The organism is Streptomyces sp. NPDC085932, from assembly GCF_044540525.1.
Taxonomy (GTDB): Bacteria; Actinomycetota; Actinomycetes; order Streptomycetales; family Streptomycetaceae; genus Streptomyces; species Streptomyces levis.
On sequence record NZ_JBITSJ010000001.1, the window covers coordinates 1,346,139 to 1,372,355 of the forward strand.

25 protein-coding genes are annotated in these 26,217 nt (G+C 74.2%); 8 read left to right on the forward strand and 17 right to left on the reverse strand.

Annotated features, from left to right (window positions below; genetic code table 11):
• Positions 1-235 precede the first annotated feature (235 nt).
• The 5 genes from ACIGAQ_RS05570 to ACIGAQ_RS05590 all read right to left on the reverse strand — a co-directional run bounded on the left by ACIGAQ_RS05570 (position 236) and on the right by ACIGAQ_RS05590 (position 5,992).
• Complete coding sequence (locus ACIGAQ_RS05570; RefSeq protein ID WP_399779354.1) at positions 236-1,642, reverse strand: MDR family MFS transporter; 1,407 nt, start codon at positions 1,640-1,642, stop codon at positions 236-238.
• Positions 1,639-3,600, reverse strand: a complete 1,962-nt coding sequence (locus ACIGAQ_RS05575) for an ABC transporter permease subunit (RefSeq protein WP_399779356.1) — start codon at positions 3,598-3,600, stop codon at positions 1,639-1,641. Before ACIGAQ_RS05575 ends, ACIGAQ_RS05570 begins: the two co-directional genes overlap by 4 nt.
• A gap of 11 nt (positions 3,601-3,611) precedes the next feature.
• Entirely contained in the window at positions 3,612-4,148 is a 537-nt protein-coding gene (locus ACIGAQ_RS05580; RefSeq protein ID WP_362284721.1) for a GNAT family N-acetyltransferase, read from the reverse strand.
• Positions 4,149-4,226: 78 nt separating this feature from the next.
• A complete protein-coding gene (locus tag ACIGAQ_RS05585; RefSeq protein WP_311684572.1) occupies positions 4,227-5,024 on the reverse strand; it encodes a VOC family protein in 798 nt (265 codons plus the stop codon).
• A 119-nt stretch (positions 5,025-5,143) separates the two neighbouring features.
• On the reverse strand, positions 5,144-5,992 hold the full coding sequence (locus tag ACIGAQ_RS05590) for an SDR family oxidoreductase (protein WP_362282699.1): 849 nt from the start codon (positions 5,990-5,992) through the stop codon (positions 5,144-5,146).
• Between the two features lie 188 nt (positions 5,993-6,180).
• On the opposite strand from ACIGAQ_RS05590, the gene ACIGAQ_RS05595 reads away from it, so the two are divergent.
• Both ACIGAQ_RS05595 and ACIGAQ_RS05600 read left to right on the forward strand, forming a co-directional pair.
• A complete protein-coding gene (locus ACIGAQ_RS05595; RefSeq protein ID WP_399779359.1) occupies positions 6,181-6,837 on the forward strand; it encodes a hypothetical protein in 657 nt (218 codons plus the stop codon).
• A 227-nt stretch (positions 6,838-7,064) separates the two neighbouring features.
• Entirely contained in the window at positions 7,065-7,688 is a 624-nt protein-coding gene (locus tag ACIGAQ_RS05600; RefSeq protein WP_311684576.1) for a sigma-70 family RNA polymerase sigma factor, read from the forward strand.
• A 125-nt stretch (positions 7,689-7,813) separates the two neighbouring features.
• Here ACIGAQ_RS05600 and ACIGAQ_RS05605 read toward each other — a convergent pair whose 3' ends face one another.
• The 3 genes from ACIGAQ_RS05605 to ACIGAQ_RS05615 are packed head-to-tail and all read right to left on the reverse strand — an operon-like array spanning position 7,814 to position 10,457.
• Positions 7,814-8,695 carry a metal ABC transporter permease gene (locus tag ACIGAQ_RS05605; RefSeq protein WP_399779361.1) on the reverse strand — a complete coding sequence of 294 codons (882 nt, stop codon included), beginning with the start codon at positions 8,693-8,695 and terminating at the stop codon, positions 7,814-7,816.
• Positions 8,692-9,540, reverse strand: a complete 849-nt coding sequence (locus ACIGAQ_RS05610) for a metal ABC transporter ATP-binding protein (protein WP_399779363.1) — start codon at positions 9,538-9,540, stop codon at positions 8,692-8,694. The genes ACIGAQ_RS05605 and ACIGAQ_RS05610 overlap by 4 nt, the downstream gene beginning before the upstream one ends.
• Positions 9,537-10,457 carry a metal ABC transporter solute-binding protein, Zn/Mn family gene (locus tag ACIGAQ_RS05615; RefSeq protein WP_399779365.1) on the reverse strand — a complete coding sequence of 307 codons (921 nt, stop codon included), beginning with the start codon at positions 10,455-10,457 and terminating at the stop codon, positions 9,537-9,539. Before ACIGAQ_RS05615 ends, ACIGAQ_RS05610 begins: the two co-directional genes overlap by 4 nt.
• A gap of 188 nt (positions 10,458-10,645) precedes the next feature.
• Between ACIGAQ_RS05615 and ACIGAQ_RS05620 the strand changes: the two genes are divergently transcribed.
• The 4 genes from ACIGAQ_RS05620 (at position 10,646) to ACIGAQ_RS05635 (ending at position 13,611) form a co-directional block, all read left to right on the forward strand.
• Positions 10,646-11,326, forward strand: a complete 681-nt coding sequence (locus ACIGAQ_RS05620) for a transcriptional regulator (protein ID WP_399779367.1) — start codon at positions 10,646-10,648, stop codon at positions 11,324-11,326.
• Complete coding sequence (locus ACIGAQ_RS05625) at positions 11,323-12,303, forward strand: pyridoxal-phosphate dependent enzyme (protein WP_399779369.1); 981 nt, start codon at positions 11,323-11,325, stop codon at positions 12,301-12,303. Before ACIGAQ_RS05620 ends, ACIGAQ_RS05625 begins: the two co-directional genes overlap by 4 nt.
• A 61-nt stretch (positions 12,304-12,364) precedes the next feature.
• Positions 12,365-12,724 (forward strand): cupin domain-containing protein, encoded by a 360-nt coding sequence (locus tag ACIGAQ_RS05630; protein ID WP_053673613.1) that lies wholly within the window; start codon positions 12,365-12,367, stop codon positions 12,722-12,724.
• Between the two features lie 182 nt (positions 12,725-12,906).
• Positions 12,907-13,611, forward strand: a complete 705-nt coding sequence (locus ACIGAQ_RS05635) for an SDR family oxidoreductase (protein WP_311684588.1) — start codon at positions 12,907-12,909, stop codon at positions 13,609-13,611.
• A gap of 64 nt (positions 13,612-13,675) precedes the next feature.
• On the opposite strand, the gene ACIGAQ_RS05640 is transcribed toward ACIGAQ_RS05635, so the two are convergent.
• Both ACIGAQ_RS05640 and ACIGAQ_RS05645 read right to left on the reverse strand, forming a co-directional pair.
• Positions 13,676-15,034, reverse strand: coding sequence for a VWA domain-containing protein (locus ACIGAQ_RS05640; RefSeq protein ID WP_399779372.1), 1,359 nt, complete (start codon positions 15,032-15,034; stop codon positions 13,676-13,678).
• The gene (locus ACIGAQ_RS05645; RefSeq protein WP_362282676.1) at positions 15,031-15,888 is read right to left on the reverse strand and encodes a MoxR family ATPase; all 858 of its coding nucleotides are present in this window, start codon (positions 15,886-15,888) and stop codon (positions 15,031-15,033) included. The genes ACIGAQ_RS05640 and ACIGAQ_RS05645 overlap by 4 nt, the downstream gene beginning before the upstream one ends.
• A gap of 146 nt (positions 15,889-16,034) precedes the next feature.
• Between ACIGAQ_RS05645 and ACIGAQ_RS05650 the strand changes: the two genes are divergently transcribed.
• Positions 16,035-16,607, forward strand: a complete 573-nt coding sequence (locus ACIGAQ_RS05650; RefSeq protein ID WP_399779374.1) for a TetR/AcrR family transcriptional regulator — start codon at positions 16,035-16,037, stop codon at positions 16,605-16,607.
• Positions 16,608-16,661: 54 nt separating this feature from the next.
• Here ACIGAQ_RS05650 and ACIGAQ_RS05655 read toward each other — a convergent pair whose 3' ends face one another.
• A complete protein-coding gene (locus tag ACIGAQ_RS05655) occupies positions 16,662-17,975 on the reverse strand; it encodes an FtsX-like permease family protein (protein WP_362282671.1) in 1,314 nt (437 codons plus the stop codon).
• A 3-nt stretch (positions 17,976-17,978) separates the two neighbouring features.
• Positions 17,979-18,764 (reverse strand): ABC transporter ATP-binding protein, encoded by a 786-nt coding sequence (locus ACIGAQ_RS05660; RefSeq protein WP_311684598.1) that lies wholly within the window; start codon positions 18,762-18,764, stop codon positions 17,979-17,981.
• 159 nt (positions 18,765-18,923) lie between these two features.
• Between ACIGAQ_RS05660 and ACIGAQ_RS05665 the strand changes: the two genes are divergently transcribed.
• Positions 18,924-19,718, forward strand: coding sequence for an SDR family oxidoreductase (locus tag ACIGAQ_RS05665; RefSeq protein WP_311684600.1), 795 nt, complete (start codon positions 18,924-18,926; stop codon positions 19,716-19,718).
• Position 19,719: 1 nt separating this feature from the next.
• Here ACIGAQ_RS05665 and ACIGAQ_RS05670 read toward each other — a convergent pair whose 3' ends face one another.
• The 5 genes from ACIGAQ_RS05670 to ACIGAQ_RS05690 form a co-directional block, all read right to left on the reverse strand.
• On the reverse strand, positions 19,720-20,355 hold the full coding sequence (locus ACIGAQ_RS05670) for a lactate utilization protein C (protein ID WP_399779377.1): 636 nt from the start codon (positions 20,353-20,355) through the stop codon (positions 19,720-19,722).
• Positions 20,352-21,842 (reverse strand): LutB/LldF family L-lactate oxidation iron-sulfur protein, encoded by a 1,491-nt coding sequence (locus ACIGAQ_RS05675; RefSeq protein WP_399779379.1) that lies wholly within the window; start codon positions 21,840-21,842, stop codon positions 20,352-20,354. The genes ACIGAQ_RS05670 and ACIGAQ_RS05675 overlap by 4 nt, the downstream gene beginning before the upstream one ends.
• Complete coding sequence (locus ACIGAQ_RS05680) at positions 21,839-22,594, reverse strand: (Fe-S)-binding protein (RefSeq protein ID WP_399779381.1); 756 nt, start codon at positions 22,592-22,594, stop codon at positions 21,839-21,841. Before ACIGAQ_RS05680 ends, ACIGAQ_RS05675 begins: the two co-directional genes overlap by 4 nt.
• A gap of 71 nt (positions 22,595-22,665) precedes the next feature.
• Entirely contained in the window at positions 22,666-24,114 is a 1,449-nt protein-coding gene (locus ACIGAQ_RS05685; RefSeq protein WP_399779383.1) for a rhamnulokinase family protein, read from the reverse strand.
• Positions 24,111-26,150, reverse strand: coding sequence for a bifunctional aldolase/short-chain dehydrogenase (locus ACIGAQ_RS05690; protein WP_399779385.1), 2,040 nt, complete (start codon positions 26,148-26,150; stop codon positions 24,111-24,113). Before ACIGAQ_RS05690 ends, ACIGAQ_RS05685 begins: the two co-directional genes overlap by 4 nt.
• Positions 26,151-26,217 lie beyond the last annotated feature (67 nt).

Sequence of the window (26,217 nt, forward strand, 5' to 3'; positions counted from 1 at the left end):
CCGCTAGCAGCACTCGTCCTCGTCTCATGCAGGTGGGAAGTCCGTCGCCGCGGCCCGAACTCCCCGTGTCCGCACGAGGGTTGGTGGGGGGTGCCACAGCCGGCCCAGGATACTGGCGCCGGATGATCATTGTGCTCCACGCCGGAGTCCCCGGACGCCACCGCCCCGGAAGCGCCGGGGCGCGTGCGACGTCGCACTCCGCGTGACGCGTCCACGCGCGCCGGCGGGGGCCGGATCACTCCCCGCAGGCCGTCCCCACGCCCTTGCTTCGCCCCGTCCGGCCCGCCTGCCGCTCCCGGTCCGCCCGGCCCTCCCCGTTCTCATGGCGCCCTTGGCCGTCCCGCTCGTCCCCGTGCGGCAGCAGCGCCACCGCCAGGGCCGGTACGGCCGCGAGGACCAGCCACGGCACGGCCGCCGGCAGCCCCAGGTCGAGCAGGGACCCGGTGGCCGCGCTGCCGGCCAGCACGATCAGGCCCGAGACGGAGGACAGCGCGCCCATGTACAGGCCGATCCGGCCCTCCTCGGCGAGGTCGGGCACCCAGGCCCGCGCGGCGGGCACCACGAGCATCTGCCCGACGGTGAGCAGGACGACGAAGCCCGCGGCCGGCAACAGCCCCGCGACGCCCGTCCAGCCGGCCGGGCGGGCGGCGGCCACCACGGCGAAACCGGCCGCGATCAGCAGCAGCCCGGCGGCCATCGAGCGGCGCAGGTCGAGCCGGTCGCCCGCCCAGCGGGTCACCGGCAGCTGCGCACCCACCACGAGGACCGACGACAGCGCGAACAGCCAGGACAGCGGCGCCTGGGAACCGGCCGCGCGCTGCACCTCGTCCGGCAGGGCCAGATACAGCTGGTTGTAGCCCAGCAGGTACGTGCCGTACGCGCAGCACAGCGCCAGGAACCGGCGATTGCGCAGCAGCACGCGCGCTCCGCCCCGCTCCACGGCGCGGATCCGGCCGGGGATGTGCTGTGGCATCAGCCACAGGTGCCCGGCGAGGACCAGCACGAAGACCGCCGCGCCCGCGAGGCAGGCCGTGCGGAAGTCGACGGCGAGCAGCAGCGCGCCGAGCAGCGGCCCGGCGAAGGCGCCCACCTGCCCCGCCACACTGAACAGGGCCAGGACCCGGGTGCGCGGGCCGTGCCCGTCCTCCTCCCACGCGACTGCCTGGCGGGCCACCTCGGACTCCACGGCCGGGGAGAACAGCGCGGCGGCGAAACCGATCACCAGCACCGCCCCGACCACGGCCCAGGTCGCCTCCGCGTACCCGAGCCAGGCGAACCCGGCGATCCGCAGCGCGCAGCCGGCCAGCACCACCGGCCGCACGCCCCAGCGGTCGACGAGCCAGCCGCCGACCACGAACAGGCCCTGCTGGCTGAAGGTGCGCAGCCCGAGCACGAACCCGACCAGCCAGCCCGCCATGCCGATCGCGGTGCCCAGGTGCTCGGCGAGGAACGGCAGCACGGCGTAGAAGCCGAGGTTGAAGGCGAGTTGGGTCAGGACCAGCAGCCGCAGCAGCGGGGGGAGGCCCGCCCACAGGCGCCGGGTGCTCTCGCGCGGGGCGCGTGGTGTCGCGCCGCCGGTGGTCGCGCTCCGGGGCGCCCGGCGGGCCCGCCGGGCCAGGACGCGGGAGATGAGGTCGGTCATCGTTCGTCCGTCGGTGAGGCGGAGGCCGGGGCAGGGGCCGTGGCCGGAGCCGGGAGGGGGCCGGGGCGGCCCGGGCTCTGCCGTGGCACCACGGGACGGGACGGCTGCGGGGGCGGACCCGTCCGCCCGGCGGGCCGTCCGCGCCGCCCGGGCAGGCGTACGCCCCCGGCGGCCGTCACCGCCAGCGCCCCCAGCAGGGCGAGCACGGCCGCGGGGAAGAGCAGGGCCCAGGGGGCGCGTTCGGCGTAGGGCCGGTTCTCGGAGAGCAGCAGGCCCCACTCGGGCGACGGCGGCTGGGCGCCCAGCCCGAGGAAGCCGAGCGCGGCCAGTCCCAGCGCGATGCCGGGCAGCCGCAGCAGCGCGTGCCGGGTGACCGGGCCCAGCACCGCCGGCAGCAGTTCGCGCCGCAGCAGGTACCAGCGGCCGGCGCCCAGCGCCCGGGTGGCGGCCAGGTGGGTCGTCGCGCGCTCCTGACGCAGCAGCGCGGAGGCGTGGGTGGCCAGCGGGGCCCAGGCGACGACCCCGACGGCGAAGGCGGGCGTCCAGGGACCGGTGCCCGCCACACCGGCGGCGAGGAGACCGGCCAGGGCGGGCGGCACGGCACTGACCGTGTCGGCCATCGGCCCGGACAGCCGCGGCAGCAGCCCCAGCAGCAGCCCGGCCACCAGCGCGGCGGCGCTCACCGCGAGGGCGGTGCCGAGAGTGGTCAGCGCGCCGTGGGCGACCCGGGCGAGCACGTCCCGGCCGAGCGCGTCCGTGCCGAACGGGTGCGCCGGGGACGGCGCCTGGAGCCGGGCGAAGGTGTCCAGGGCGAGCGGATCGCGTGGCAGGCCGAGCCCGATGACGCCGGCCAGGAGTGCCGCGTACAGCAGGGGGAGGGCGCGGGGCGCCGGCGGGGCGGGCCGGTGCAGGGAGTGCAGTGCGCCGGCGCGCAGGGCGGGCCCGATCAGCGGCCGGGCCGCGAGCCGGGCGAGCAGTCCGGCGGCGGCCGCGAGCAGGAGCAGGGCGAGGGTGCCGGTCTGCAGCACGGGCAGGTCCTGGGCGAGGGCGGCGTGCAACGTGAGCCGGCCGAGGCCCGGGATGTCGAAGATCTGCTCGACGGCGACCGAGCCGCCGGTCAACCCGACGACGAACAGACCCAGGTTGGGCAGCAGTCCGGGCACGCAGCGGCGCACCGCCTGCCGCGCCAGCGACGCCGCGGGGATGCCGCGCGCGGCCGCGGCCGACGCCCACGGCTCGGCGAAGGCGCCGGGCAGCAGGTCGTCCAGCATCCGCCCGAGGACCGCCCCGGCGGGCAGGCCGAGAGCCAGCGAGGGCAGGACCATCCACCGCGGGCCGTACCAGCCCAGGGCGGGCAGCCAGCCCAGCTGCACGCCGATCACCGACGCCAGCACCGAGGCGACGAGGAACTCGGGCAGCGCGGCCAGTACGGCCGCCGCCGAACCGCCGGGCCGGTGCGCGCCGAGCCGCCGCCGCGCACCGAGCCGGAGCGTGCGCGCACACACCGCGGCCGCCGTGAGCGCGGCGACGGCGAGCGCCCCGGACATCAGCAGCAGCGAAACACCGAACGCCTGCACGACCCCGGGCAGCACCTCCGAGCCGGACACCCACGACGTGCCCGCGTCCCCGTGCGGCAGCCCGCCCAGCCAGCGGCCGAGCAGGTGCAAGGGGCCGTCGTCGAGACCGAGTTCGGCACGGACGGCGCCCAGGGCCTCAGGGGTCGGGTCGCGGTCCGCCGCACGAGCCTTGAGGACCGTGAGCGCCGGGTCGGTGCGCGACAGCCACGGCAGCAGGCCGATCGCGCCCACCAGGGCGGCGGTCAGCACGGCCCGCCACAGCAGCGCCGGGCCGCCGCCCCGGGCCAGGACGCGCAGCCTCTTCGCGCCGGCGAAGGTCCCGCGGACGGCCCCCATGACGACGGCCCTCATGCCGAGGAACCTCATGAGGCCGAGCCTCATGCGGACGAACGTCATGCGAACGGGATCTCGAAGTGCACGGCTCCGCTGCCCCCGCCGGGCACGTCCTTCCGTTCGTCGCACAGCTCCTTGCCCAGGGTCCGCCACAGGCCCATCGCGCCGGGGGAGTCCGGGTACGTGTGCAGATACACCGACCGGTAGCCGCCGTCGGCCCGCGCGAACTCCAGCAGCCGCGCCACCAGGTGCCGGGCCAGCCCCCGCCTGCGGTGCTCGGGCCGTACGTACACCCGACGCAGCTGCGCGGTCTCGCCGGACGGGAACCGCTCGGCCAGCCACCGCGGGTTCGGCGGGTGCGCCGGCCCGCGTGCGTCCAGCGCGGCCGTGGCCGCCACCGTGCCGTCGCTCCCGTCCACCGCGACCAGAAGCGTGTGCCGCACCGGCGTGACGTAGAACGCCACCGGATCGATGATGTCGGCGTGCCACTGGGGCACGTAGCCCGTCCCGAAGTCCCGGTACACCGCGTCCAGCATCACCACCCGGGCCCCGTCGACGTCGTCCGGCGTGGCTTCCCTGATGATGTAGTCGCGCATTTGCGCATCATATGCAAGTAGCGCGACGGCGCTCCGCCAGGTCCCCGCCGGCCCGGGACCGGACCGGCGGGGCGGCGTTCACATCCCGGACGGCGTGAGCAGCACGAAGTCCGCGTTCGCCTGGTCCAGGCAGACCGCGAGGCGGCCCACGCCCTCCGCGTCCTCGGGGCCCATCTGCACGCTGCCGCCGTTCTCCCGGACGCGGGCCACCGCGGCGTCGCAGTCGTCCACGGCGAAGACCGGGTGCCAGTACGGCCGGCCGTCCGCCAGGGCGAGGTCCTCCTTGCCCAGCTCCATCAGGCCGCCGTGCATGCGCTCCTCGGGAAGCCCCGCCGGGGTGATGAGTGTGTACGTGCCTCCGCCGCCCGGCAGCGGCATGTCGCTGAACTGCCAGCCGAAGAGACCGCCGTAGAACTCCTTCGCGGCCCCCGCGTCGCTCGTGTACAGCTCCGTCCACGACAGCGAGCCCGGCTGGTCGACCAGTTCCAGGCCCGTGTCGGTCCCCGGCTGCCAGACGGCGAACTGGCCGCCCAGCGGGTCGCTGAACTGCGCCATCCTGCCCCACTCGTCGAGGTCCATCGGGGCCACCCGGACCGTGCCGCCCGCCTGCTGCACGGCCTGGGCCGTCGCGTCCGCGTCGGTGACGTGGAAATAGAGCATCCAGGCCGAGCGGGCGCCCTCCTCGGTGAGCCTGCCGAGACCGGCGACGATCTTGCCGTCCTTCCGGAACATGCCGCCTTCGAAGTCCTCGCTCTCGCCCATGGACTCGTACTCCCAGCCGAGCACGGCGCCGTAGAAGGCCGCGGCGGCCCGGACGTCCGGAGCACCGAGGTCGAGCCAGCAGGGGGAACCGGGGGCGAACTCCGTGGTGATCATGGCGATGCTTCCCTTTCGCAGGTTGTGTGCCCAGCCTGACACCGGGCACCGGCCCGCGCCCGTCGGCGCATCCGCCGTGCGGGGAGCCGCGACGGCCGGGCGGTCGCGGGAGCTTCGCCCTAGTGGACGGACAGGCCGCCGTCCACGAAGAGGGACTGCCCGGTGACGTAGGCCGACGCCGGGCTCGCCAGGAACACCGCCGCGCCCGCGAAGTCCTCGGCCAGGCCGTTGCGCCCGATCAGCGTGCGCGCGGCGAGACCGGCCACCGTCTCCGGGTCCGACGACAGCCGTGCGTTCAGCGGGGTCATCACGAAGCCCGGCACCAGGACGTTGCAGGTGACGCCGCGCGGCGACCAGGCCTCGGCCTGGGACCGGGTGAGTGCCTCCAGCCCGCCCTTGGACGCACCGTAGGCACCGCTCTGGACGAACGCCCGGTGCGCCTGCTGCGAGCTGATGTTCACGATCCGCCCGTACCCGCGCTCCGCCATGCCGGGGCCGAAGCGCTGCCCGAGCAGGAAGGGCGCCTCCAGGTTGACGGCCATCGTGGTGTCCCAGACGTCCTCGGTGAGCTCGTCAAGGTGCGGACGGAGGTTGATCCCGGCGCAGTTGACGAGGATGTCGGGCTCGCCGAACGCCTCGACCGCCCGCTCGGCGGCCGTCCGTACGCCCTCGCGCGTGCCCAGGTCCGCGCTGACCCTTGCCACGCGGCAGCCCTGGGCCGTCAGTTCCTCCACCGTCGCCTTCAGGGTGGCCTCGGTACGGGCGACGACCACGACGCTCGCCCCGGCGAGTGCGAGAGCGCCGGCGATGGCGCGGCCGATCCCGGAACTGCCACCGGTGACCACCGCGACCCGGCCCTCCAGGGAGAACAAGGAAGAGAGGTAGTCGTGCGCGGCCCGGCCGGTCCGCCGCGCCTCGTCCGCCTGGTCCGCTTGCCGTGCCTGCTCCGCCGCCGGGTTCGTCGTCATGCCGAGCACCCTAAGCGGCCCGGCCGGCGGAGCGGGCGCCGCCCCGCGCCCGGCCTCCGCGCCTGCCGCCTCGCCGTCGCGCGCGACCGGTGTGATGTGGTTCACATATGGCCAATTGAGTGTCCGGCCCGGCCGATGTGCGTACTCAAGGGTGTTCCCGTGGGGCCGGAATGCGAGGATGAGGCGCCATGACGGCTGGGTGGGGTGTGCGCGCGACGCGGGCCGCGGTGTTCGCGGCCGTCTGTGTCGTGCTCGCCGCCCTGGGCCACGTCATGATGTCCGGCGATCACGTACCCGTGCCGGTCCTGCTGGCCGGCTGGGCCGTGACCGGGATCGCGGGCTGGTGCCTGGCCGGACGTGAGCGCGGTCTTCGGTTCGTCGTCTCCGTCGCCGTGGTGGTGCAGACGGCGCTGCACTCGGCCTTCTCGCTCGCGCCCGGGACAGCGGCCCCTGCTCCGACGGCACACGGCACGGACTCCATGGACTCCATGCCGGCGACCATGCCCGCGTCCATGCCGATGCCCCTGCACACGGGCATGGGGCACGCCGGCCACATGGGGGACGCCTCCGGCGGGGACTCCTCCCTCGGCATGCTGGCCGCCCACCTGCTGGCCGCGCTGCTGTGCGGTCTGTGGCTGGGCCACGGCGAGCGCTCGGTCTTCCGGCTGCTGCGGGCCGTGGGCGGCCGGCTGGCCGCACCACTGCGACTGCTGCTCGCCTGGCCCGCGCCGCCGCCCCCGCCCGCGCGCGTACGGCCGCCGTCGTCCGACCGCGCCCCCCGTCCGCTCCTCCTCGTCCATGCGATCACCTCTCGCGGACCGCCCGTGGGGACCGCTGCCGCCTGACGGCAGCCGGCACTCCCGGGGCCGCCCCGCGCGCCCCGGTCCCTCACGGCCGTGCCGCGGTACGCCGGTGCCCCGGGCGTCCTGCCTGCCCGGAGCGGGCGTGCCGCACGGGCACGGCCGTGTCCCCACTCAGCTCACCGGACCGCGCCGCCCCGCGCGCACGCCCCGGCACCCCTGTGCCGCCGTGCTCGCCCGCCCGCGGCCCGGGAAGATCCGAAGGACATCAGGTGATCACTCCTGCCCTGCCCCGCGCGCACGAGAGAACGGCCTCGGCCGACGCGTCGATAACCGCCTGGGCGCTGGCCGCCCGCGGCGGGGACGCCGCGGCCGTCGAGCGGTTCGTGCGCGCCCTGCACCGCGACGTCATCCGGTACGTCGCCCATCTGTGCGCGGATCCGCAGGCCGTGGACGACCTGGCGCAGGACACGTTCCTGCGGGCGCTCGGCAGCCTGCACCGGTTCGAGGGCCGCTCCTCGGCCCGCACCTGGCTGCTGGCCATCGCCCGGCGCGCGGTCGCCGACAGCATCCGGTACACCGCCGTACGTCCCCGCACGGCCGACCTGGTGGAGTGGGAGCCGGCGGCCGAACGCGCCCAGCCGCGTGGTCTGCCCGGCTTCGACGACGGCGTGGCGCTGCAGGAACTGCTGGCCGCGCTGCCCGACGAACGGCGCGAGGCGTTCGTCCTCACGCAGGTGCTCGGGCTGCCGTACGCGGAGGCCGCCGCGCTGAGCGGCTGCCCGGTGGGCACCGTCCGCTCCCGGGTGGCCCGCGCCCGGGCGACGCTCCTGGCCCAGCTCGCCGAGGCGGAGGAGCGGGCCTCGCCCCCGGCGCCCGCACTGGCCGCGGCCTGACACGCCCGCGCCGCCGCTGCCCGCTCCGCTGCCCGCCGCTGCCCGCCGGTTGGCTCCGGCGGGCAGCGGTCCCGGGACGCCGGGGCGTCCTCGGGCGGGGCGCGGACCGGGGCACCGTGGCGTCCTCATGCCGGGCGCGGCACCGTCCGTCCCGCCCCCCAGCGCCGAGCGCGGTACCGGCCGGCGACCCGGCACACCGCGTAGAGCGTGAACGAGATCGTCGTGACGTAGGGGCTGATCGGGATGCTGCCGCCCAGGGCGAGCAGGATGCCGCCCTCGATCGACACGACGGCGAACAGCACGCTCAGCACGGGCAGCAGGACCGGTGAGGCGGTGACACGGGCTGCGGCCGCCGCCGGGGTGACGACCAGGGACAGCACCAGCAGAGCCCCGACGACCTGCACCGACAGGGCGACCGCGAGGCCGAGGACCAGCATGAACACGAAGGACAGCCCGCGCACCGGCACCCCGCGCGCCTGGGCCACGTCCGGGTCCGTGCTGGCGAAGACGAGCGGGCGCCACAGGACGGCGAGCACGGCCGGCACCAGCGCGGAGGTGCCGAGCAGCCACGCCGTCCGCGGGGTGTCCACGGCGACGATCTGGCCGGTCAGCAGCCCGAACTTGTTGGCGGCGCGGCCCTTGTACAGGGCGAGGAAGAGCACCCCGAGCCCCAGCCCGAACGGCATGATGACGCCGATCACCGAGTTCCGGTCCCGGGCCCGTGTCCCCAGCACCCCGATGGCCCCGGCCGCGAGGAGCGAGCCGGCGATCGAGCCCGCCACGACGTCCGTCCCCGCCAGGAGCGCCGCCGAGGCGCCCGCGAAGGACAGTTCGCTGATGCCGTGCACCGCGAACGGCAGGTCCCGCATCAGCACGAACACGCCGGCCAGCCCGCCCACCAGCCCGAGCGCCGCACCGGCGACGAGCGAGTTGCGCACCAGGGACAACAGGGCGCCGTAGGCGGTGAAGTCGAAGATCTGGTGCCAGATCCCGCCGGCGGGCGTCATGCGCGCACTCCGTCCGTCTCGTGCGGCCGCCCCGGGTGGTGCGGCGGCGGGGCGGTCTCGTCGGGCGCTCCCGCGACGAGCACGCGGCCGCGCACCCGGACGACGTCGACCCGCGTGCCGTAGAGGCGGGTCAGCGACGCGGAGGTCAGCACCTCGTCGGGGTTGCCGAGCCGATGGCCGCCGCGGGCCAGGTACAGCACCCGGTCGGCCATCCCCAGCACCGGGTTGATCTCGTGCGTCACGAAGACGACCGCCGTGCCGTGGGAGCGGCGCCGGGCGTCGATCAGACCGGTGACGGCCCGCTGATGGTGGAGGTCGAGCGAGAGCAGCGGCTCGTCGCACAGCAGGATCCGCGGGTCGGTCGCCAGCGCCTGCCCGATGCGCACGCGCTGCCGCTCGCCGCCGGAGAGCAGGCCGAGCGGGACATCGGCGTAGGCCAGGGCGCCGACCGACTCCAGAATCTCGTCCACCCGCCGGCGGACGCCCGAGCGGCGCGGCCCGGGGCCGAAGCGGTGCCCGTCGATGCCGAACCGCACCAGGTCCCGGGCCCGCAGCGGTGCCTGCGCGGACAGTGTCGCCTGCTGCGGGACGTAGCCGATGCGTCGTGCGGACTCGCGTGCCGGGCGGTCCAGGACGGTCAGCGTGCCGGCGGACAGCGGCTGCCGGCCCAGCAGGGCCCGTACGAAGCTCGTCTTGCCCGCGCCGTTCGGGCCGAGCACGGCCAGGAACTCCCCGGGCCGCACGTCGAGGTCGAGCCCGCTCCAGACCCGGCGGTCGCCGTAGGACAGGGCGGCGCCGCGCAGCCGGATCACGGGGGCGGCGTCCCGCCCGGAGGCCGCGTTCACCGGCCGAGAGCGCCGGCGAGGGCGCGGACGTTGGCGGTCATCCAGCCGAGGTAGTCCTCGCCCTGCGGCAGGGTCTCGGTCACCGGCACCACGGGGATGCCGGCCGCCCTGGCAGCCGCCTCGGCCTTCTCGGTCTGCGGGCCGGAGGTCTGCACGTTGCAGACGAGCGCCTGCACCTTCCTGCCGCTGAACAGGGCCAGGCTCTCGCGCAGGACACGCGGCGAGACGTCGTCGCCCTCCTCGACGGCCTCGCTGAACGCCGGGGGCGTCCGGTTGACCAGACCGCTCGCCCCGGTCAGGTACAGCGGCACCGGTTCGGTGATCGCGATGCCCTCGCCGGCGTGCTCCTTCCTGATCCGCGCCTCCCCGGCCTCCAGCGGAGCGAGTCCGGCCTTGAAGGCCGCGGCGTTCCTCTCGAAGGTGCGCGCGTGCGCGGGGTCGGCCCCGGCGAGGGCGGCGGCTGTCCGGTCGGCGACCTTGGCGACGGTGGGGAAGTCGTACCAGACGTGCTCGTTGAGCTCGCCGCCCGGCGGCGCGGTCTTGCCGGAGATCCGGACCGCGTCGACCACCCGGGCGGAGCCGTTGTGGCCGGCCTGGAGCATGCGCCCGACGAAGTCGTCGTATCCGCCGCCGTTCTCGACGACGACCTCCGCCCGGGACAGGGCCAACCGGTCCTGCGGGTCGGCCTCGTAGGAGTGCGGGTCCTGGTCCGGGTCGCTGATGAACGAGGTGACGTCGACCCGGTCGCCACCGATGTGCCGGACGATGTCGCCGTAGACGTTCGTGGAGGCCACCACCGCCACCCGGCCGGGCGAGGCCTGGCCACCGGCCGGGTCCGGGGCACTGCCGCACCCCGCGAGCAGAGCCAGGGACGCGCCGGTCAGCAGCGCGAGACGACGGGACGCGGTCAGGGGCATGGCTCCTCCAGGGCGGGGACGGACGTGCGCGGGGGTGATCGGCAGCCGTCACGCTAGATGAGAATGAATGTCAAAAGCGGTTCGCGGCCGAAGTCATGTGAGAACCATTGCCGATCGTTGAGGGAGGCTGGACGGTCTATCCAGAGGCTGGACTGGTGGTCTAGGGTGGCGGGGTGGAAAGAAGAGACATGGCCCGCGCTCGGGGCGCCGAGCAGGACGCGATCCTCGCCGCGCTGACGCCGGTCGTGCACGGCATCGCCGCGACCTTCGGCCCCGTCTGCGAGGTCGTGCTGCACGACTACCGGAACCCGGAGAAGTCGGTCGTCGCCGTGGCCGGATCGGTGACCGGCCGGGCGGTGGGCGGCGCGATGAGCGAGATCGGCATGCGCGTCCTGGCCCACGGCGACGAGGCGGCCGACGAGCTGAACTACGTCACCCGTGCCGGGAACGGAGCGGTCGTGAAGTCCTCCACGATGGTGCTGCGCGACTCCACGGGCGCCGTCTTCGGCGCCCTCTGCGTCAACGTGGACGTCACTGCCGTCAGCAGGGTCCACGACCTGCTCGGCGCGCTCGCCGGAGCCGGCGCCGCCCCGGCCGAGCTGCCGGTCACCACCTTCGGCAACGACATCGACTCCGTGGTGGACGCCCTCGTCGACGCCCACCGGACCCGGCAGCGGGGGAGCTGGCCCGAACTCGACCGCGCGGAGCGCCTGGAGCTGTTCGACGGGCTGGACGCGCGCGGCGTCTTCGCCGTGCGCGGGGCCGTCGAACAGGTCGCCGCACGCCTCGGCATCTCCCGCGCCTCCGCCTACCACTACCTCGCCCGGGCCCGGGCGGCCCGCGACACGTCCCCTGGAGGGCATCCGTGACGACCACCACCCCGCCGGTCACCGCCGACGACGTCCGCGACGCCGCCGCCCGCCTCAAGGGCGTCGCCCACCGCACGCCGGTCCTGCGCTCGCGCACACTCGACGCGCTCGTCGGCGCCGAGGTCCACCTCAAGTGCGAGAACTTCCAGCGCGTCGGCGCGTTCAAGTTCCGCGGCGCCTACAACGCCGCATCCCGTCTCGGCCCCGAGCAGCTGTCCCGGGGCATCGCCGCCTACTCCTCCGGCAACCACGCCCAGGCCGTCGCCCTGGCCGCCCGCGAGCTCGGCACCACCGCAGTGATCGTCATGCCCGAGGACGCCCCGCCCTCCAAGCGCGCGGCCACCGCCGGGTACGGCGCCGAGATCGTCACCTACGACCGCTACACCGGCGACCGCGTCGCCATCGCCGAGGCCCTGGCCGCCGAGCGGGGCCTCGCCCTCATCCCGCCCTACGAGCACCCGCACGTCATGGCGGGGCAGGGCACGGCCGCTCTCGAACTCCTCGAAGAATCCGGGGAGTTGGACGCGCTGCTGACACCGGTCGGCGGCGGCGGGCTGATGGCCGGCAGCGCCACGGTCGCCAAGGACCTGTACCCGGACATCCGGATGATCGGCGTCGAGCCGGAGGCGGGGGACGACACCAAGCGCTCGCTGGAGGCGGGACGGCGCGTCAGCATCCCCGTGCCGCACACCATCGCCGACGGCCAGGCCCTGCACACGCCCGGGGAACTGACCTTCTCCGTCAACGAACGGCTCCTCGACGGGATCGTGCTGGTCGGCGACGACGAGATCCGGGACGCGATGCGGTTCGCCTTCGAGCGCCTGAAGATCGTCGTCGAGCCGAGCGGCGCCACGCCGCTGGCCGCGCTGCTCACCGGCCGCGCGGGCCCGCTGCCCCGGCGCGTGGGCGTGATCGTCTCCGGCGGCAACGTGGACGCGGAGCGCTTCGCTGCGCTGTGCGGGCCGGGCGCCGTCTGAATGGCGTCGCCCGTCCGGCGGACGGACGATGGAAGCAAACCCCTCACCGAGGAGGAGCGTCATGCTTGAGGTGAAGACGCTCGACAAGCCGGACGAGCGGCGCGACTACCCCCGGGGCCACCTGGAAGCCGTCCACATGACCGGACTGGACTTCGCCGTGGCCACGTTCGAGCCGGGCTGGCGCTGGTCCGAGTCGGTGGCCCCGATCGCCGGGACCGACAGCTGCCGGATCCACCACAACGGCTATGTCGTCTCGGGCCGTATGCACATCCGCATGGACGACGGCGCGGAGAGCGAGGTGGGACCCGGGGACGTGTTCGTCTGCGCGCCCGGGCACGACGCCTGGGTCGTCGGCGACGAGCAGTGCGTGGTGTACGACTTCGCGGGCAGCATGGCCAAGGAGTACGCCAAGAAGGACTGAGGTCCGTCCCTTCCGTGAAGGCGGCCGTCACACGGTGACGGCCGCCTTCACGCGTTCCCCCTCCGGGCGTCGGACCGGCCCGCCGGAACCCCGCCCTTGCCCTCGGAAACCGATCGGTTTACGCTTCCCGGCAAGAGACGGAAACCGATCGGTTTCCGACTGAGGCAACGAGGGAGATTCCCATGACCGCCATCGAAGGTTCCGTCGCCCTGGTCACCGGCGGCAGCCGCGGCATCGGCCGGGCCCTGGTCCAGGGCCTGTACGAGCGGGGCGCGAAGAAGGTGTACGCCACCGCCCGCGATCCGCGCACCGTCACGCACCCGGACGCCGTACCGCTCGCCCTGGAGGTCACCGACCCCGCCTCCGTCGCCGCGGCGGCCGAGCAGGCCCGGGACGTGACCGTGCTGATCAACAACGCCGGCGCCTCGGTGAACGCCAACTTCCTGGACTCGCCCGTGGAGGACGTGCGCCGCGAGTTCGAGACGAACTTCTACGGACCGCTCCTGGTCACCCGGGCCTTCGTCCCCGTCATCGAGCGCAACGGAGGGGGCCACATCCTCAACGTCCACTCCGTGCTGTCGTGGATCGGCCTCGCCGGCTCCTACAGCGCCTCCAAGGCCGCCTTCTGGTCGCAGACCAACTCGCTGCGCCTCGACCTGAAGCCGCGCGGCATCGAGGTCACCGGCCTGCACGTCGGCTACGTCGACACGGACCTGGCCGCCGGGATCGACGCCCCGAAGTCCACGGCCGAGTCCGTCGCGGCCCAGGCACTCGACGGCATCGCGTCCGGCGCCTACGAGGTCCTCGCCGACGACGTCTCGCGCCGGGTCAAGGCCGGACTGGCCGCAGACCCGTCCGCCCTGTACCCGCAACTCTCCGCCGCCTGATCGCCCTGTACCCGCAACTCTCCGCCGCTTGATCACCCCGTACCGACAGCCGGCCGCCTTCTGATCACACCGGCAGCAGCCGCGCCACCAGCGCGCCGAGCTGCCGGGCGGTGCGGCACTCGTGCATCTCGACCAGTTCGGCGTAGGCGGGCGCCACCGAGTCGCCCGTGCCCCAGCGGGAGCGCTGTTCCGGGTTCAGCCAGTAGACGCGGCGGGCGCGTGCGGCGATGTGCCGCAGGGCCGGCAGGTTCGGGTCGCCGCCGTTCGTACGGGCGTCGCCGAGGACGAAGACGGTCGTGCGCGGGCCGGCTGCGTCCGCGTAGCGCTCCGCGAACTCGCCCAGGGCCATGCCGTAGTCACTGCTGCCGTGCCAGCCCGTGATCTCCGCCTCCGCCTGGATGCGGGCGCCCAGCCCCTCCGGGTCGGCCCTGCCGTGCTCCAGCAGGCCGGTCACCTCGTCGATCCGGTTGACGAAGGCGAACACGCGCACCTTGCTGAACTGGTCGTGCAGCGCCTGCACCAGCAGCATCGTGAAGTCCGAGAACCCGGACACCGAGCCCGACACGTCGCACAGCAGCACCAGCTCGGGGCGGGCCGGACGCCGCCGGCGCAGCACCGGCTTCATCGGCACGCCGCCGGTGGACAGCGAACCGCGCAGCGTGCGCCGCAGGTCGACGGTGCCCCGGGCGGCGTGCCGGCGCCGCGCCGCCAGCCGGGTGGCGAGCTTGCGCGCGAGGGGCTGCACCGTCCTGCGCAGCTCGGCCAGCCGGTCCTTCCCCGCGAACAGGAAGTCGACCCGGTCGGCGGTCGGGGCCACGGCCCGGCGGGCGATCTCGTCCCGGCCGCGCCGCTCGGCGACCCGGCGGCGCGCCTCCGCGGCCACCAGCGCCCGGAAGGCCTCGATGCGCCGCCGGACCTCGTCCTCCAGCAGCCGGTCCGTGAAGCCGGAACTCCCGCCGCCCGCGCGCACCTCGTCCCGGACCCGGGCCATCAGGGTCTGCGGGCGCAACCGTTCCAGCGTCTGGTACGACGACCAGCCGTCCGACTCGGGCGAGGACCCGTAGCCGCCGAAGCCGTCCACCGCCTCGATCGCCAGCCGGCCCAGCATCGCCCGGTCGTCGGCGGCCAGGGCGGCCGCCAGCCGCTCGCGCAGGTCCTGCCGCCCGGCCGGCTCCCGCTCAGGGCCGCCGACCCCGCGCGGGAAGTAGAGGTCGAAGACCGGGTCGAACACCTGCCGCTGCCCCGCCCCGTGCAGCAGGGTCGCCGCCAGTCCCTCGCGCAGCAGCTCCCGGTCCGCCAGGCCGAGTTCCCCGACCGCCCGCGCCGCGTCCACGGTCTCGCCGGTGCCGATCCGCACGCCGTGCGCGCGCAACGCCCCGGCCAGGGACGTCAGCCGCTCGGCGACACCCGCCGCCGTGGTCACAGGGCGTCCAGGTCGAGCTTGGCGGAGGCCTTGAGGACGTCGTCCTGGTGCTTGAGGAGCACGCCGAGGGTGGCCCGCACGACCGTCTCGTCCAGCGTGCCGGCGCCGAGCGCGAGCAGGGTGCGCGCCCAGTCGATCGTCTCGGCCACCGACGGCACCTTGCGCAGGTCCATCGCCCGCAGCGCCCCCACGACCCGGACGACGGAACGGGCCAGCGTCTCGTCGAGGCCCGGCACCTTCAGCCGTACGATCCGGCGCTCCAGCTCCTCCTCGGGGAAGCCGATGTGCAGGAAGAGACAGCGGCGGCGCAGCGCCTCCGACAGCTCCCGGCTCGCGTTGGAGGTCAGCACGACGAAGGGGCGGCGCGTCGCGGTGATGGTGCCGAGCTCCGGAACGGTGACCTGGAAGTCGCTGAGCACCTCCAGGAGCAGGCCCTCCACCTCGACGTCCGCCTTGTCGGTCTCGTCGATCAGCAGCACCTTGGGGTCGTCGCCCCGGATGGCCGTCAGCAGCGGCCGGGTGAGCAGGAACTCCTCGCTGAAGATGTCCGTGCGGGTCTCGTCCCACGACTCGTCCCGGCCGGCGCTGATGCGCAGCAGTTGCTTGGCGTGGTTCCACTCGTACAGCGCCCGCGACTCGTCGACACCCTCGTAGCACTGGAGCCGGACGAGGCGTGCCCCGGCGACCTGGGCGACGGCCTTGGCCAGCTCCGTCTTGCCGACGCCGGCCGGGCCCTCCACCAGGAGCGGCTTGCCCAGACGGTCGGCGAGGAACACGGTCGTGGCGACCGCGGGCGAGGCGAGATAGCCGGTCTCGGCCAGACGGGCGGAGACGTCGTCGACGGACGTGAACACCGGGGCCTCCAGGTCGGGGCTGCGGGCGGGCGGTCGGAGACCTATCTAAGCGCTTGTTCACTCACGCTGTCACGGGTTCGCAGCCGCGGGAGCTTCGTGAAACCGATCGGTTTCCCCGGCGGGTGCCGCGCGGTAACCTCACGGGTATGACCACCACCGACAAGGCGTCCACCAGGGACCGGCTCCTCGACGCCGCGTCCGAGCTCTTCTACCGCGAAGGCGTCTCCCTCGGGGTCGAGACGCTGTGCCGCAGCGCCGGGGTCTCCAAGCGGTCCATGTACCAGCTCTTCGCCGGCAAGGACGAGGTCCTCGCGGCGAGCCTGGCCCGGGGCCTGCCGGAGTACGAGGCGCGGCTCGTGCCCGGCGCGCGGGAGCCGGAGGCCACCCCGCGCGAGCGGATCCTGGGCGTCTTCGAGCAACTGGAGAAGGGAGCGGGCGACCCGGACTACCTGGGCTGCCCCTACCTCGCCGCCCTGGTCGAGCTCAAGGACCCCGGACACCCGGCGAGCGTGGTCGCCCGCCGGGCCAAGGAGTGGATGCGGGAGTACTTCCGCACCCACGCCGAGGAGGGCGGCGCCCGCGACCCGGAACTCCTCGCCCGCCAGCTGATGCTGGTCTTCGACGGGGCCAGCGCGCGGGCCGGCGCCCGGATCGAAACCCTGGACGGCCTGACGACGGCGACGGTCACGGCCCTCCTGGACGCGTCCGGGACACGGTAGACCGGGGCGGCCGCCGCAACGATCGCTCCCGGTCCACCACGTCCGCCGCCGGCATCACGCCGCCGAAGCCACCGCGCGTACCGCCGGAGCGCGCAGCACGCGGCGGGCCGTCGCCAGGGCGGTGCCGAGTGTCACCGCCGCCGCGACCGCCACGACCACGAGCCACACGGCGAGCAGCTGGCCGGGCAGCACCCGGTCGGTGCGCACCATCGTGAACGGCACGATCCCGGCCAGCGCCGCCAAGGTGCCGAAGCACACCCCGGTCACCGTCAGGACCAGCCCCTCGGCGCCCACCGTGCGCAGCACCTGCCCGGGAGTCGCCCCGGCGAGGCGCTGCTGCCCGAACTCCCGCTCGCGGTACGAGGTCGCCGCGTACAGGGAGTTCACCAGCATCACGCAGACGAACACCACGATGATGCCGACGACGGTGAAGTTGAGCGTCTCCAGGTTCTTCGCCTCGACCGACTTCGCCGCCCCCGAGGCCGCCACTTCGTCGCTCTCCACGGCCTGCATGGTCAGGGTCGCCGTCGCGACGGCCGTGAACATGATCAGCGACATCAGGATCCCGGCGAGCTGCGGGGCCCGCTCGCGCAGGTTCCGCACCGCCAGCCAGCCGCTCGCCCCGGTGAGCGGCAGCCGGTCCAGCACCGCCGACAGCAGCCGGGGCGCCCGCAGCGCGCACCCGACGGACAGCAGGATCGCCCCTTGGGCCGGGGGCGCCATCAGCGCGGCGTCCCTCGCCGAGAACGCGAACGTCGAGCTCACGGCGACGGCGCCCGCCACCAGCGCCCCGTACGCCAGGACCGTCCGTGCCCGGCCGCGCCGCTTCCGGCCGCCCGCCGTGGCGCGCCGCACCGCGAGGAACGCGGCGCCCGCGGCGGCGAGCAGCGTGATGTCGAAGCCGGTCAGGTAGGCCACCGTCCCGAAGGAGTACTCCACCGACCGCGCGACCTGACCGCTGTCCTGGAACATCTCCAGCAGCGCCCGGCCGCCCAGCATCGCCGGGCCGACCGCCAGCGCTGCGCCCACCAGCGCCACCGCCACCGCCTCACCCACGACCATCCGCTTGATCTGCGCCGGAGTCGCCCCCGAGCAGCGCAGCAGCTCCATCTCGGCGGCCCGCTGGCGCACGTTCACCGTCAGCGTCGAGGCGATCGCGAAGAACACCAGCAGCGTGCCGTAGCCGCCGACCACACCCGCCGCCGTGGACAAGGTCTCCGAACTGACCGCGTCCACGCCCGGCTGCCCGGCCGTGTCGTGCATCGAGTGGAACGTCATGATGATCGCCGCGCCCAGGAACGCGGACAGCAGCGTCGCGAGGAACCGCCCGGGCCGCTGCCGGATCGAGCGCATCGCCAGTACGAACACCGCTCACACCCCCGCCGGCACGTCGTCGCCCAGGTGGGCCAGCCGCTCGGCGACCGCGTCCGCCGTCGGGGCGTCCAGCCGGCCCGCCAGCCGTCCGTCCGCGAGGAACAGCACGGTGTCGGCGTAGGAGGCGGCGACCGGATCGTGCGTCACCATCACCACCGTGCGGCCGTGCACCCGGACCGACTGCCGCAGCAGCTCCAGCACGTCCCGCGCGCTGCGCGAGTCGAGGGCGCCCGTCGGCTCGTCCGCGAAGATCACCCGGGGCTCGGTGACCAGGGCCCGGGCGATCGCCACCCGCTGGCGCTGCCCGCCGGAGAGCTGGTCCGGCCTGTGGCCCAGCCGGTCGCCGAGCCCCAGTTGCGTGAGCACCTCCCGGACCCGCCGCCGGTCCACGCGCCGCCCGGCCAGCTTCAGCGGCAGCACCGTGTTCTGCGCGACGGTCAGCGTCTCCAGCAGGTTGTACTGCTGGAAGACGAAGCCGATCCGGCCGCGCCGGAACCTCGTCAGCTCCGCCTCGCCGCCACCCGTCAGTTCCGTGCCGTCCACCCGGACGATCCCGCTGTCGGGCCGGTCCAGGCCCGCCGCGCACTGCAGCAGCGTCGACTTGCCGGAACCGGACGGCCCCATCACCGCCGTGAAGGTGCCGTGTCCCAGCCCGAGCGTCACCCCGTCCAGGGCGGTCACGGCGCTGTCGGCGCTCCCGTACGTCTTGGTGACCTTGACCAGCCGCAGTGCCTCCGCGGCGGGTTCCGGGTCCTGGTGCTGTCGTGGGCCGGTGCGGACCATCTCGTCTCCCCCTTCGGGCGACACGCCCTGTGTCTCGCCCTCGACGCTACGGAGGAGGGGGCGTGACCACACTGGCCGCAGAACCCGTATCGCGGGGTGTACTCAGCGACACCCCCCCGGGTACTCGATCACCCCACGTACGGAAAGGGCTGACTCGGCATGCAGATCGATCTGAAGGGCCGCACCGCTCTCGTCACCGGCTCCACGCAGGGCATCGGCGCCGCCATCGCCACGGGCCTGGCCCGGGCGGGCGCCCGGGTGGGTGTCAACGGCCGCTCACCCGGCCGGGTGGAGGAGGCCGTGGAACGCATGCGGGGCGAGGCCCCGGGCGCCGACCTGGTGCCCGTCGCCGCCGACGTGACCGGCGACGAGGGCGCCCGGCAGGCGGTGGACGCCCTGGGACAGGTGGACATCCTCGTGAACAATCTGGGGGTCTTCGAGTCCGCCGATCCCCTGGAGATCAGCGACGAGGAGTGGCGGCGCTACTTCGACGTGAACGTCCTGGCCGCCGTGCGCCTGACCCGGCTCGTGCTGCCCGGCATGACCGAACGCGGCTGGGGACGCGTGCAGAACATCGCCAGCGACTCGGCCGTCGTCATCCCCGCCGAGATGATCCACTACGGCATGTCCAAGACGGCCCTGCTCGCCGTGGGCCGGGGCTTCGCCAAGCAGGCCGCCGGGACCGGCGTCACCGTCAACTCCGTCATCGCCGGGCCGACCCACACGGGCGGCGTGGAGGACTTCGTCTACCAGCTCGTCGACCGCGACCTGCCCTGGGACGAGGCCCAGCGCGCCTTCATGCGGCAGCACCGGCCGCAGTCGCTGCTGCAGCGGCTGATCGAGCCGGAGGAGATCGCCAACATGGTCGTCTACCTCGCGTCCGACCAGGCCTCGGCGACCACGGGCGGCGCCCTGCGCGTGGACGGCGGCTACGTCGACTCGATCCTGCCCTGAGTCACGCGCCGCCCACCAGCACCACCTCCAGCGTGCGCGGCCCGTGCACCCCCTCGACCCGGTCCAGCTCGATGTCACTGGTCGCCGAAGGACCGGAGATCCAGGTCAACGGGCGCGCCGGGTCCAGGCGTTCGAGCCCCTGCGGCACCGAGGACACGACCTGGTCCGGGACCCGGACGACGCAGACGTGATGGTCCGGGACGAGCGTGATCCGGCGCCGCCCCTGGTCGGGTGCGCCGTCCAGCACGATCGTCCCGGTCTCCGCGATCGCGACCGCACAGGCCGTCACGACGCTGTCCACCCGGTCGAGTTCGCCCGGGGTGCTGTCCGCCCGGTCCGCGACCCGTGTCACCCCGGTCCCCGCCAGCCAGCCCTCGTCCAGCCCGGGCGGCACCAGCACGGAGGCCGATCCGCGCTTCTCCAGCAGTGCCGCGATCAGCGCGGCCAGTCCGTCCTCGTCCGTGCGGTGCACGATCGCCCGGTAGTCGGCCAGGTTCCCGGCGAGCAGTTCCACCGTCTCCGCGACGGTCCGCTCACCGTGCTCGCGCAGATAGTCCCGCGTGATCGGTGTCGCGTCGGCGGGCACGTCCGCGAGGGCGCGCCGCACCCGCCCCAGGATCCGCTCCCTGCTGTTCACTTCGCCCCGTCCTTCCCGCCGCGCGTGCGCTGCCACCAGTCCCGGAACGGCTCGGCCGGCACCGCCGGCAGCTCCCGCGTCCCGCTCCACGCCCGTCCCGGGCCGGGCAGCGTACGGGGATGGAAGCGGCGGGTCCGGGAGGCCGCGCGCTGGCCGGTGCGCAGCGCGCCCGGGTGCGTGAACGCCCAGCGGGCCGCACGCATCGCCGCCCGCTCCGCCGCGTGGCCCCTCGCCGGCCGCAGCACCACCCGGTTGCCCTCCCGGGTGACCTCACCGCCCTGTACGACCCGCTCCCGCAGGTGCACCAGCACCTCGGGGATGTCGATGGCGACCGGGCACACCTCGTAGCACGCCCCGCACAGCGAGGACGCGTACGGCAGCGAGGCGTCGATCTCGCTGCCCGTGCCCCGCAGCTGCGGGCTGAGGATCGCGCCGATCGGGCCGGGATACACCGAGCCGTAGGCGTGGCCGCCGGCCCGCTCGTACACCGGGCACACGTTCAGGCACGCCGAGCAGCGGATGCAGCGCAGGGCCTGCCGGCCGACCTCGTCGGCGAGGGTGTCGGTGCGGCCGTTGTCCAGCAGCACCAGATGGAACGTGCTCGGCCCGTCACCGTCGGTCGTGCCGGTCCAGGTCGAGGTGTACGGGTTCATGCGCTCGGCCGTCGAGGAGCGGGGGAGGGTCTGCAGGAACACCTCCAGGTCCCGCCAGGTCGGCACGATCTTCTCGATGCCGACGACCGAGATCAGCGTCTCGGGCAGGGTCAGGCACATCCGCCCGTTGCCCTCGGACTCCACGACCACGAGCGTGCCCGTCTCGGCGACCATGAAGTTGGCACCGGAGATGCCGACCTTGGCCCGCAGGAACTTCTCCCGCAGGTGCAGCCGGGCCGCCTCGGCGAGTTCGGCGGGCGTGTCGGTCAGGCCGTCGGGAGCGGGGCGGCCCCACTCGCTCATCTCCCGGGCGAAGATGTCGCGGATCTCGCCCCGGTTGCGGTGGATGGCCGGCACCAGAATGTGCGAGGGGCGGTCCTCGCCCAACTGCACGATCAGCTCGGCGAGATCGGTCTCGTAGGCGCGGATGCCCGCGGCCTGAAGCGCCTCGTTCAGCCCGATCTCCTGGGTGGCCATCGACTTGACCTTGACGACCTCGGACTCGCCGGTCGTCTGCACGAGCCGGGTGACGATCTCGTTGGCCTCGGCCGCGTCCGCCGCCCAGTGCACGATGCCGCCCGCGGCCGTGACCGACTCCTCCAACTGCACGAGGTAGCGGTCGAGACGGCGCAGCGTGTGGTCCTTGATGCGCTTGCCCGCCTCGCGCAGTTCGGCCCAGTCGGACACCTCCGCCACGGCCTTCGCCCGCTTGGCACGGATGGTGTGCGTGGCGTGCCGCAGATTGCCGCGCAAGGTCTCGTTGCCGACGGCCTCCCGCGCGGCCTCCGGGAACGCAGGGGGAAACCCAGGCATCCCGACGAACGTTCCGCTCATACGGCCGGTTCCTCCTCCGTGCTCGCCAGGATCTCCGCGATGTGCACCGGCCGCATGCCGGTCCGCAGCCGGGCCATCGTGCCCCCGATGTGCATCAGGCAGGAGTTGTCGGCCGCGCACAGCACCTCCGCGCCCGTCGACTCGGCGTTGCGCACCTTGTCCGCGCCCATCGCCGCCGAGACGTCGGAGTTCTTCAGCGCGAACGTGCCGCCGAAACCGCAGCACTCCTCCGCGCCCGGCAGCTCCACCAGCTCCAGACCCTTCACCGCCCGCAGGAGCCGCAGGGGCCGCTCGCCCAGGCCCAGTCCGCGCAACCCGTGGCAGGTGGGGTGGTAGGTCACCGTGCGCGGGTAGTACGCCCCGACGTCCGTCACGCCCAGCACGTCCACCAGGAACTCCGTCAGTTCGTACGTCTTCGGCACCACCGGCGCCAGCGTGGCCGCGAGCCTCTCCCCGCGCCCCTCGGCCCGGGCCCGCTCACCCATCCGCGGATACAGCTCCCGCACCATCGCCCCGCACGACCCGGAGGGTGTCACGATCGCCTCGTACCCGCCGAAGACATCGGAGAAATGCCGGGCGAGCGGTTCGGCCTCGTGACGGTATCCGGTGTTGTAGTGCGCCTGCCCGCAGCAGGTCTGCGCCGCCGGGAAGTCGACCTCGACGCCCAGTCTGGTCAGCAGTCTCACCACGGCGCGCCCGGTGTCCGGATAGAGCGTGTCGTTGACGCAGGTCAGGAACAGAGCGACACGCATCGCGGCTCCTCGGGGGTTGATCATCGGATGGGTGCAGGGTAGTCCGGGCGTACGGCCGGGGGGAGACCCCGTCAGTGCCCGGCGAGGCGGTCCTGCGCGGCGCGCCACCGCCCGGTGCCGCCGCGCGGTGCGTACCGGACGAGCGGCTGGGTGCGCCCGAGCAGTCGCCGCATCCCGGCCAGGTCACCGACCAGCCCGTGCGCCCGCGCCTGCACGAGCACGTTGCCCAGGGCGGCCGCCTCCGCCGGGCCGGCCACCACCGGCAGCCCGCAGGCGTCGGCGGTCAGCTGGCACAGCAGCGCGTTGCGCGTCCCGCCGCCCACCACGTGGACGACGTCGACCGCGTGCCCGGCGAGCCGCTGCGCGTCCTCGACCGCCTTGCGGTGCGCGAGGGCCAGCGAGTCGAGGATGCAGCGCGTCACCTCGCCCGGGGTCCGGGGCACGGGCTGCCCGGAGGCCCGGCACGCCTCGGCGATCCGCTCCGGCATGCGCCCCGGCGCGAGGAACGCCGGGTCGCCCGCGTCCACGACCGACCGCAGCGCCTCCGCCTCGGACGCCTCCCGCAGCAGCGCGTCCAGGTCGGGCTCGCCCCAGGCCCGTACGCACTCCTGGAGCAGCCACAGCCCCATGATGTTGCGCAGGTACCGGACCGTCCCGTCCAGCCCCAGCTCATTGGTGAAGTTGGCCGCCCTGCTCTCCTCGGTGAGCACCGGCGCCGCCAGCTCCAGGCCGGCCAGCGACCAGGTCCCGGTGCAGATGTACGCGAACCGCTCGCCCGTCGCGGGGACGGCGGCGACCGCCGAGGCGGTGTCGTGCGAGGCGACGGCCGTGACCGGCACGGGACCGGCCAGCCCGGTCTCCTCCAGCACCTCGGGCCGCAGCACCCCCGCGGGGTCCCCGGGCCGGCGCAGTGGCGCGAACAGCCCGAGGTCGATCCCGAGGCGCTCCGCGACGCCGTACGCCCAGTCCCGGGTGCGCGGGTCGATCAGCTGGGTGGTCGAGGCGTTGGTCAGCTCCGTGCCCTGCTCACCGGTGAGCCAGTACGTCAGCAGGTCCGGCATCAACAACAACCGCCTCGCCTGGGCGAGTTGGGCCATGGAGCGGGCCGCGGTCAGCTGGTACAGGGTGTTGAAGGGCGCGTACTGCAACCCGGTGGCGGCGTACAGCTCCGGTGCGGGCACGCTCGCCCAGACCTGCTCCGCGACGCCCTCGGTCCGCGCGTCCCGGTAGTGCACGGGGTTGCCGAGCAGCGCCCCGTCCGCGTCGAGCAGCCCGTAGTCCACGGCCCAGCTGTCGATGCCGACGGAGTCGACCTGCCCGGCCGCCCTGAGCCCCTCCAGGACCCCGGCGTACAGCGCGAGAACGTCCCACCGCAGTCCCTCCGGAACCCGCACGGGCCGGTTCGGGAAGCGGTGTGCCTCGGTGAGCTCCAGACTGTCCGGGCCGACACGGCCGACCATGACGCGCCCGCTGGACGCGCCGAGGTCGACCGCGGCGTACGCCTGCACGTCCGCGCTCATCGCAGGAAGGCGGCCGCGACACCGGCGTCGACGGGGATGTGCAGCCCGGTCGTGTGGGTGAGGTCCCCGCCGGTCAGCGCGAACACGGCGTTGGCCACGTGCTCCGGGAGCACCTCGCGCTTGAGGATGGTCCGCTGCGCGTAGAACTCGCCCAGCTTCTCCTCCTCGACCCCGTACACCGCGGCCCGCTGCGCGCCCCAGCCGCCGGCGAAGATCCCCGAACCCCGCACGACCCCGTCGGGGTTGACGCCGTTGACGCGGATCCCGTGTTCGCCCAGCTCGGCGGCGAGCAGCCGCACCTGGTGGGCCTGGTCGGCCTTGGTGGCCGAGTAGGCGATGTTGTTGGGCCCGGCGAACACGGCGTTCTTCGAGGCGATGTAGACGATGTCGCCGCCCAGGCCCTGCGCGATCATCACCCGGGCCGCCTCCCGCGACACCAGGAAGGATCCGCGCGCCATGATGTCGTGCTGGAGGTCCCAGTCCTTCGCGGTGGTCTCCAGCAGCGGCTTCGAGACGGAGATGCCCGCGTTGTTGACCACGAGATCGACACCGCCGAAGGCCAGCACCGCCGCCCGGAACGCCTCGGCGATCTGCTCCTCGGACGTCACGTCGACCGTCACGGCGACGGCCTTGTCCGGCCCGCCCAGCTCCTCGGCGACGGCCTCGGCGTTCTCCGCGTTCAGGTCGGCGACGACCACGCACGCGCCCTCGGCCACGAGCCGGTGCGCGATGGCCTTGCCGATCCCGCTGCCGGCGCCGGTCACCAGCGCGACCCGCGTGGCGAGCGCCTTGGGCCTCGGCATCCGCCGGAGTTTGGCCTCCTCCAGCGCCCAGTACTCGATGCGGAACTTCTCCGACTCCTCGATCGGCGCGTACGTGGACACGGCCTCGGCACCGCGCATCACGTTGACGGCGTTGACGTAGAACTCGCCCGCGACCCGGGCGGTCTGCTTGTCCTTGCCGAACGAGAACATGCCGACCCCCGGAACCAGCACGATCGCCGGGTCGGCGCCGCGCATGGCGGGGGAGTCCGGCTCGGCGTGCCGCCGGTAGTAGGCGGCGTACTCCTCGCGGTAGGCGGTGTGCAGCTCCCTCAGCCGGGCGATCGCCTCGTCGAGCGGGGCGGTCGGCGGCAGGTCCAGCACCAGCGGGCGGACCTTGGTGCGCAGGAAGTGGTCGGGGCAGGAGGTGCCGAGCGCGGCGAGCCGCGGGTGCCCGGCGCTCGCGAGGAAGTCGAGGACCACCTCGGAGTCGGTGAAGTGCCCCACCTGCGGCCGGTCCTGCGAGGCGAGGGCGCGCACGTACGGCGCGAGGGCGGCGGCCCGCTCCCGCCGCTCACCGGCGCCCAGTGCCGCGTACCCCTCGACCACGGGCCCGAAGGGCTCTGCCTTGCCCCGATCGGCGAGGAACGTCTCCGCGGTGCGGATGATGTGCAGCGAGTTCCGCTCGCACTCCTCGGAGGTGTCGCCCCAGGCGGTGATCCCGTGCCCGCCGAGGACGCATCCGATCGCCTGCGGGTTGGCCTTCTTCACGGCGGCGATGTCGAGGCCCAGCTGGAACCCCGGCCGCCGCCACGGCACCCACACGACCGTGTCCCCGAAGCACTCGGCGGTGAGCTTCTCGCCGTCGGCGGCACAGGCGAGCGCGATCCCGGAGTCCGGGTGCAGATGATCGACGTGCGCGGCCTCGACCAGCCCGTGCATGGCGGTGTCGATGGACGGGGCGGCCCCGCCCTTGCCGTGCAGACAGTAGTCGAACGCGGCGACCATCTCGTCCTCGCGCTCGACCCCCGGGTACACGTCGACGAGCGCCCGCATCCGGTCCAGCCGCAGCACGGCCAGTCCCGCCTCGGTCAGCGTCCCGAGATCCCCGCCGGACCCTTTGACCCACATCAGCTCGACGTCCCCGCCGGTGACGGGATCGGTCCCGACGCCCTTGGCGGAGGCGTTGCCCCCCGCGTAGTTGGTGTTCCGGGGATCAGCCCCGAGCCGGTGCGACCGGGCGAGCAGAGCGTCGGCTTCGGGATGAACAGCCATGCCAGTTCCTTTTCGAGTAAGGGGGTGAAGTGTCGTCCTCGAGGGGCGCGGGGAACTGCGCGGTCGA

What these genes read in the sequence shown, in the direction of transcription:
- ACIGAQ_RS05570 (WP_399779354.1), bottom strand. Translation starts at nt 1,642, where the DNA reads ATGACCGACCTCATCTCCCGCGTCCTGGCCCGGCGGGCCCGCCGGGCG.
- ACIGAQ_RS05575 (WP_399779356.1), bottom strand. Translation starts at nt 3,600, where the DNA reads ATGAGGCTCGGCCTCATGAGGTTCCTCGGCATGAGGGCCGTCGTCATG.
- ACIGAQ_RS05580 (WP_362284721.1), bottom strand. Translation starts at nt 4,148, where the DNA reads ATGCGCGACTACATCATCAGGGAAGCCACGCCGGACGACGTCGACGGG.
- ACIGAQ_RS05585 (WP_311684572.1), bottom strand. Translation starts at nt 5,024, where the DNA reads ATGATCACCACGGAGTTCGCCCCCGGTTCCCCCTGCTGGCTCGACCTC.
- ACIGAQ_RS05590 (WP_362282699.1), bottom strand. Translation starts at nt 5,992, where the DNA reads ATGACGACGAACCCGGCGGCGGAGCAGGCACGGCAAGCGGACCAGGCG.
- ACIGAQ_RS05595 (WP_399779359.1), top strand. Translation starts at nt 6,181, where the DNA reads ATGACGGCTGGGTGGGGTGTGCGCGCGACGCGGGCCGCGGTGTTCGCG.
- ACIGAQ_RS05605 (WP_399779361.1), bottom strand. Translation starts at nt 8,695, where the DNA reads ATGACGCCCGCCGGCGGGATCTGGCACCAGATCTTCGACTTCACCGCC.
- ACIGAQ_RS05615 (WP_399779365.1), bottom strand. Translation starts at nt 10,457, where the DNA reads ATGCCCCTGACCGCGTCCCGTCGTCTCGCGCTGCTGACCGGCGCGTCC.
- ACIGAQ_RS05620 (WP_399779367.1), top strand. Translation starts at nt 10,646, where the DNA reads ATGGCCCGCGCTCGGGGCGCCGAGCAGGACGCGATCCTCGCCGCGCTG.
- ACIGAQ_RS05630 (WP_053673613.1), top strand. Translation starts at nt 12,365, where the DNA reads ATGCTTGAGGTGAAGACGCTCGACAAGCCGGACGAGCGGCGCGACTAC.
- ACIGAQ_RS05635 (WP_311684588.1), top strand. Translation starts at nt 12,907, where the DNA reads ATGACCGCCATCGAAGGTTCCGTCGCCCTGGTCACCGGCGGCAGCCGC.
- ACIGAQ_RS05650 (WP_399779374.1), top strand. Translation starts at nt 16,035, where the DNA reads ATGACCACCACCGACAAGGCGTCCACCAGGGACCGGCTCCTCGACGCC.
- ACIGAQ_RS05660 (WP_311684598.1), bottom strand. Translation starts at nt 18,764, where the DNA reads ATGGTCCGCACCGGCCCACGACAGCACCAGGACCCGGAACCCGCCGCG.
- ACIGAQ_RS05665 (WP_311684600.1), top strand. Translation starts at nt 18,924, where the DNA reads ATGCAGATCGATCTGAAGGGCCGCACCGCTCTCGTCACCGGCTCCACG.
- ACIGAQ_RS05675 (WP_399779379.1), bottom strand. Translation starts at nt 21,842, where the DNA reads ATGAGCGGAACGTTCGTCGGGATGCCTGGGTTTCCCCCTGCGTTCCCG.
- ACIGAQ_RS05680 (WP_399779381.1), bottom strand. Translation starts at nt 22,594, where the DNA reads ATGCGTGTCGCTCTGTTCCTGACCTGCGTCAACGACACGCTCTATCCG.
- ACIGAQ_RS05685 (WP_399779383.1), bottom strand. Translation starts at nt 24,114, where the DNA reads ATGAGCGCGGACGTGCAGGCGTACGCCGCGGTCGACCTCGGCGCGTCC.
- ACIGAQ_RS05690 (WP_399779385.1), bottom strand. Translation starts at nt 26,150, where the DNA reads ATGGCTGTTCATCCCGAAGCCGACGCTCTGCTCGCCCGGTCGCACCGG.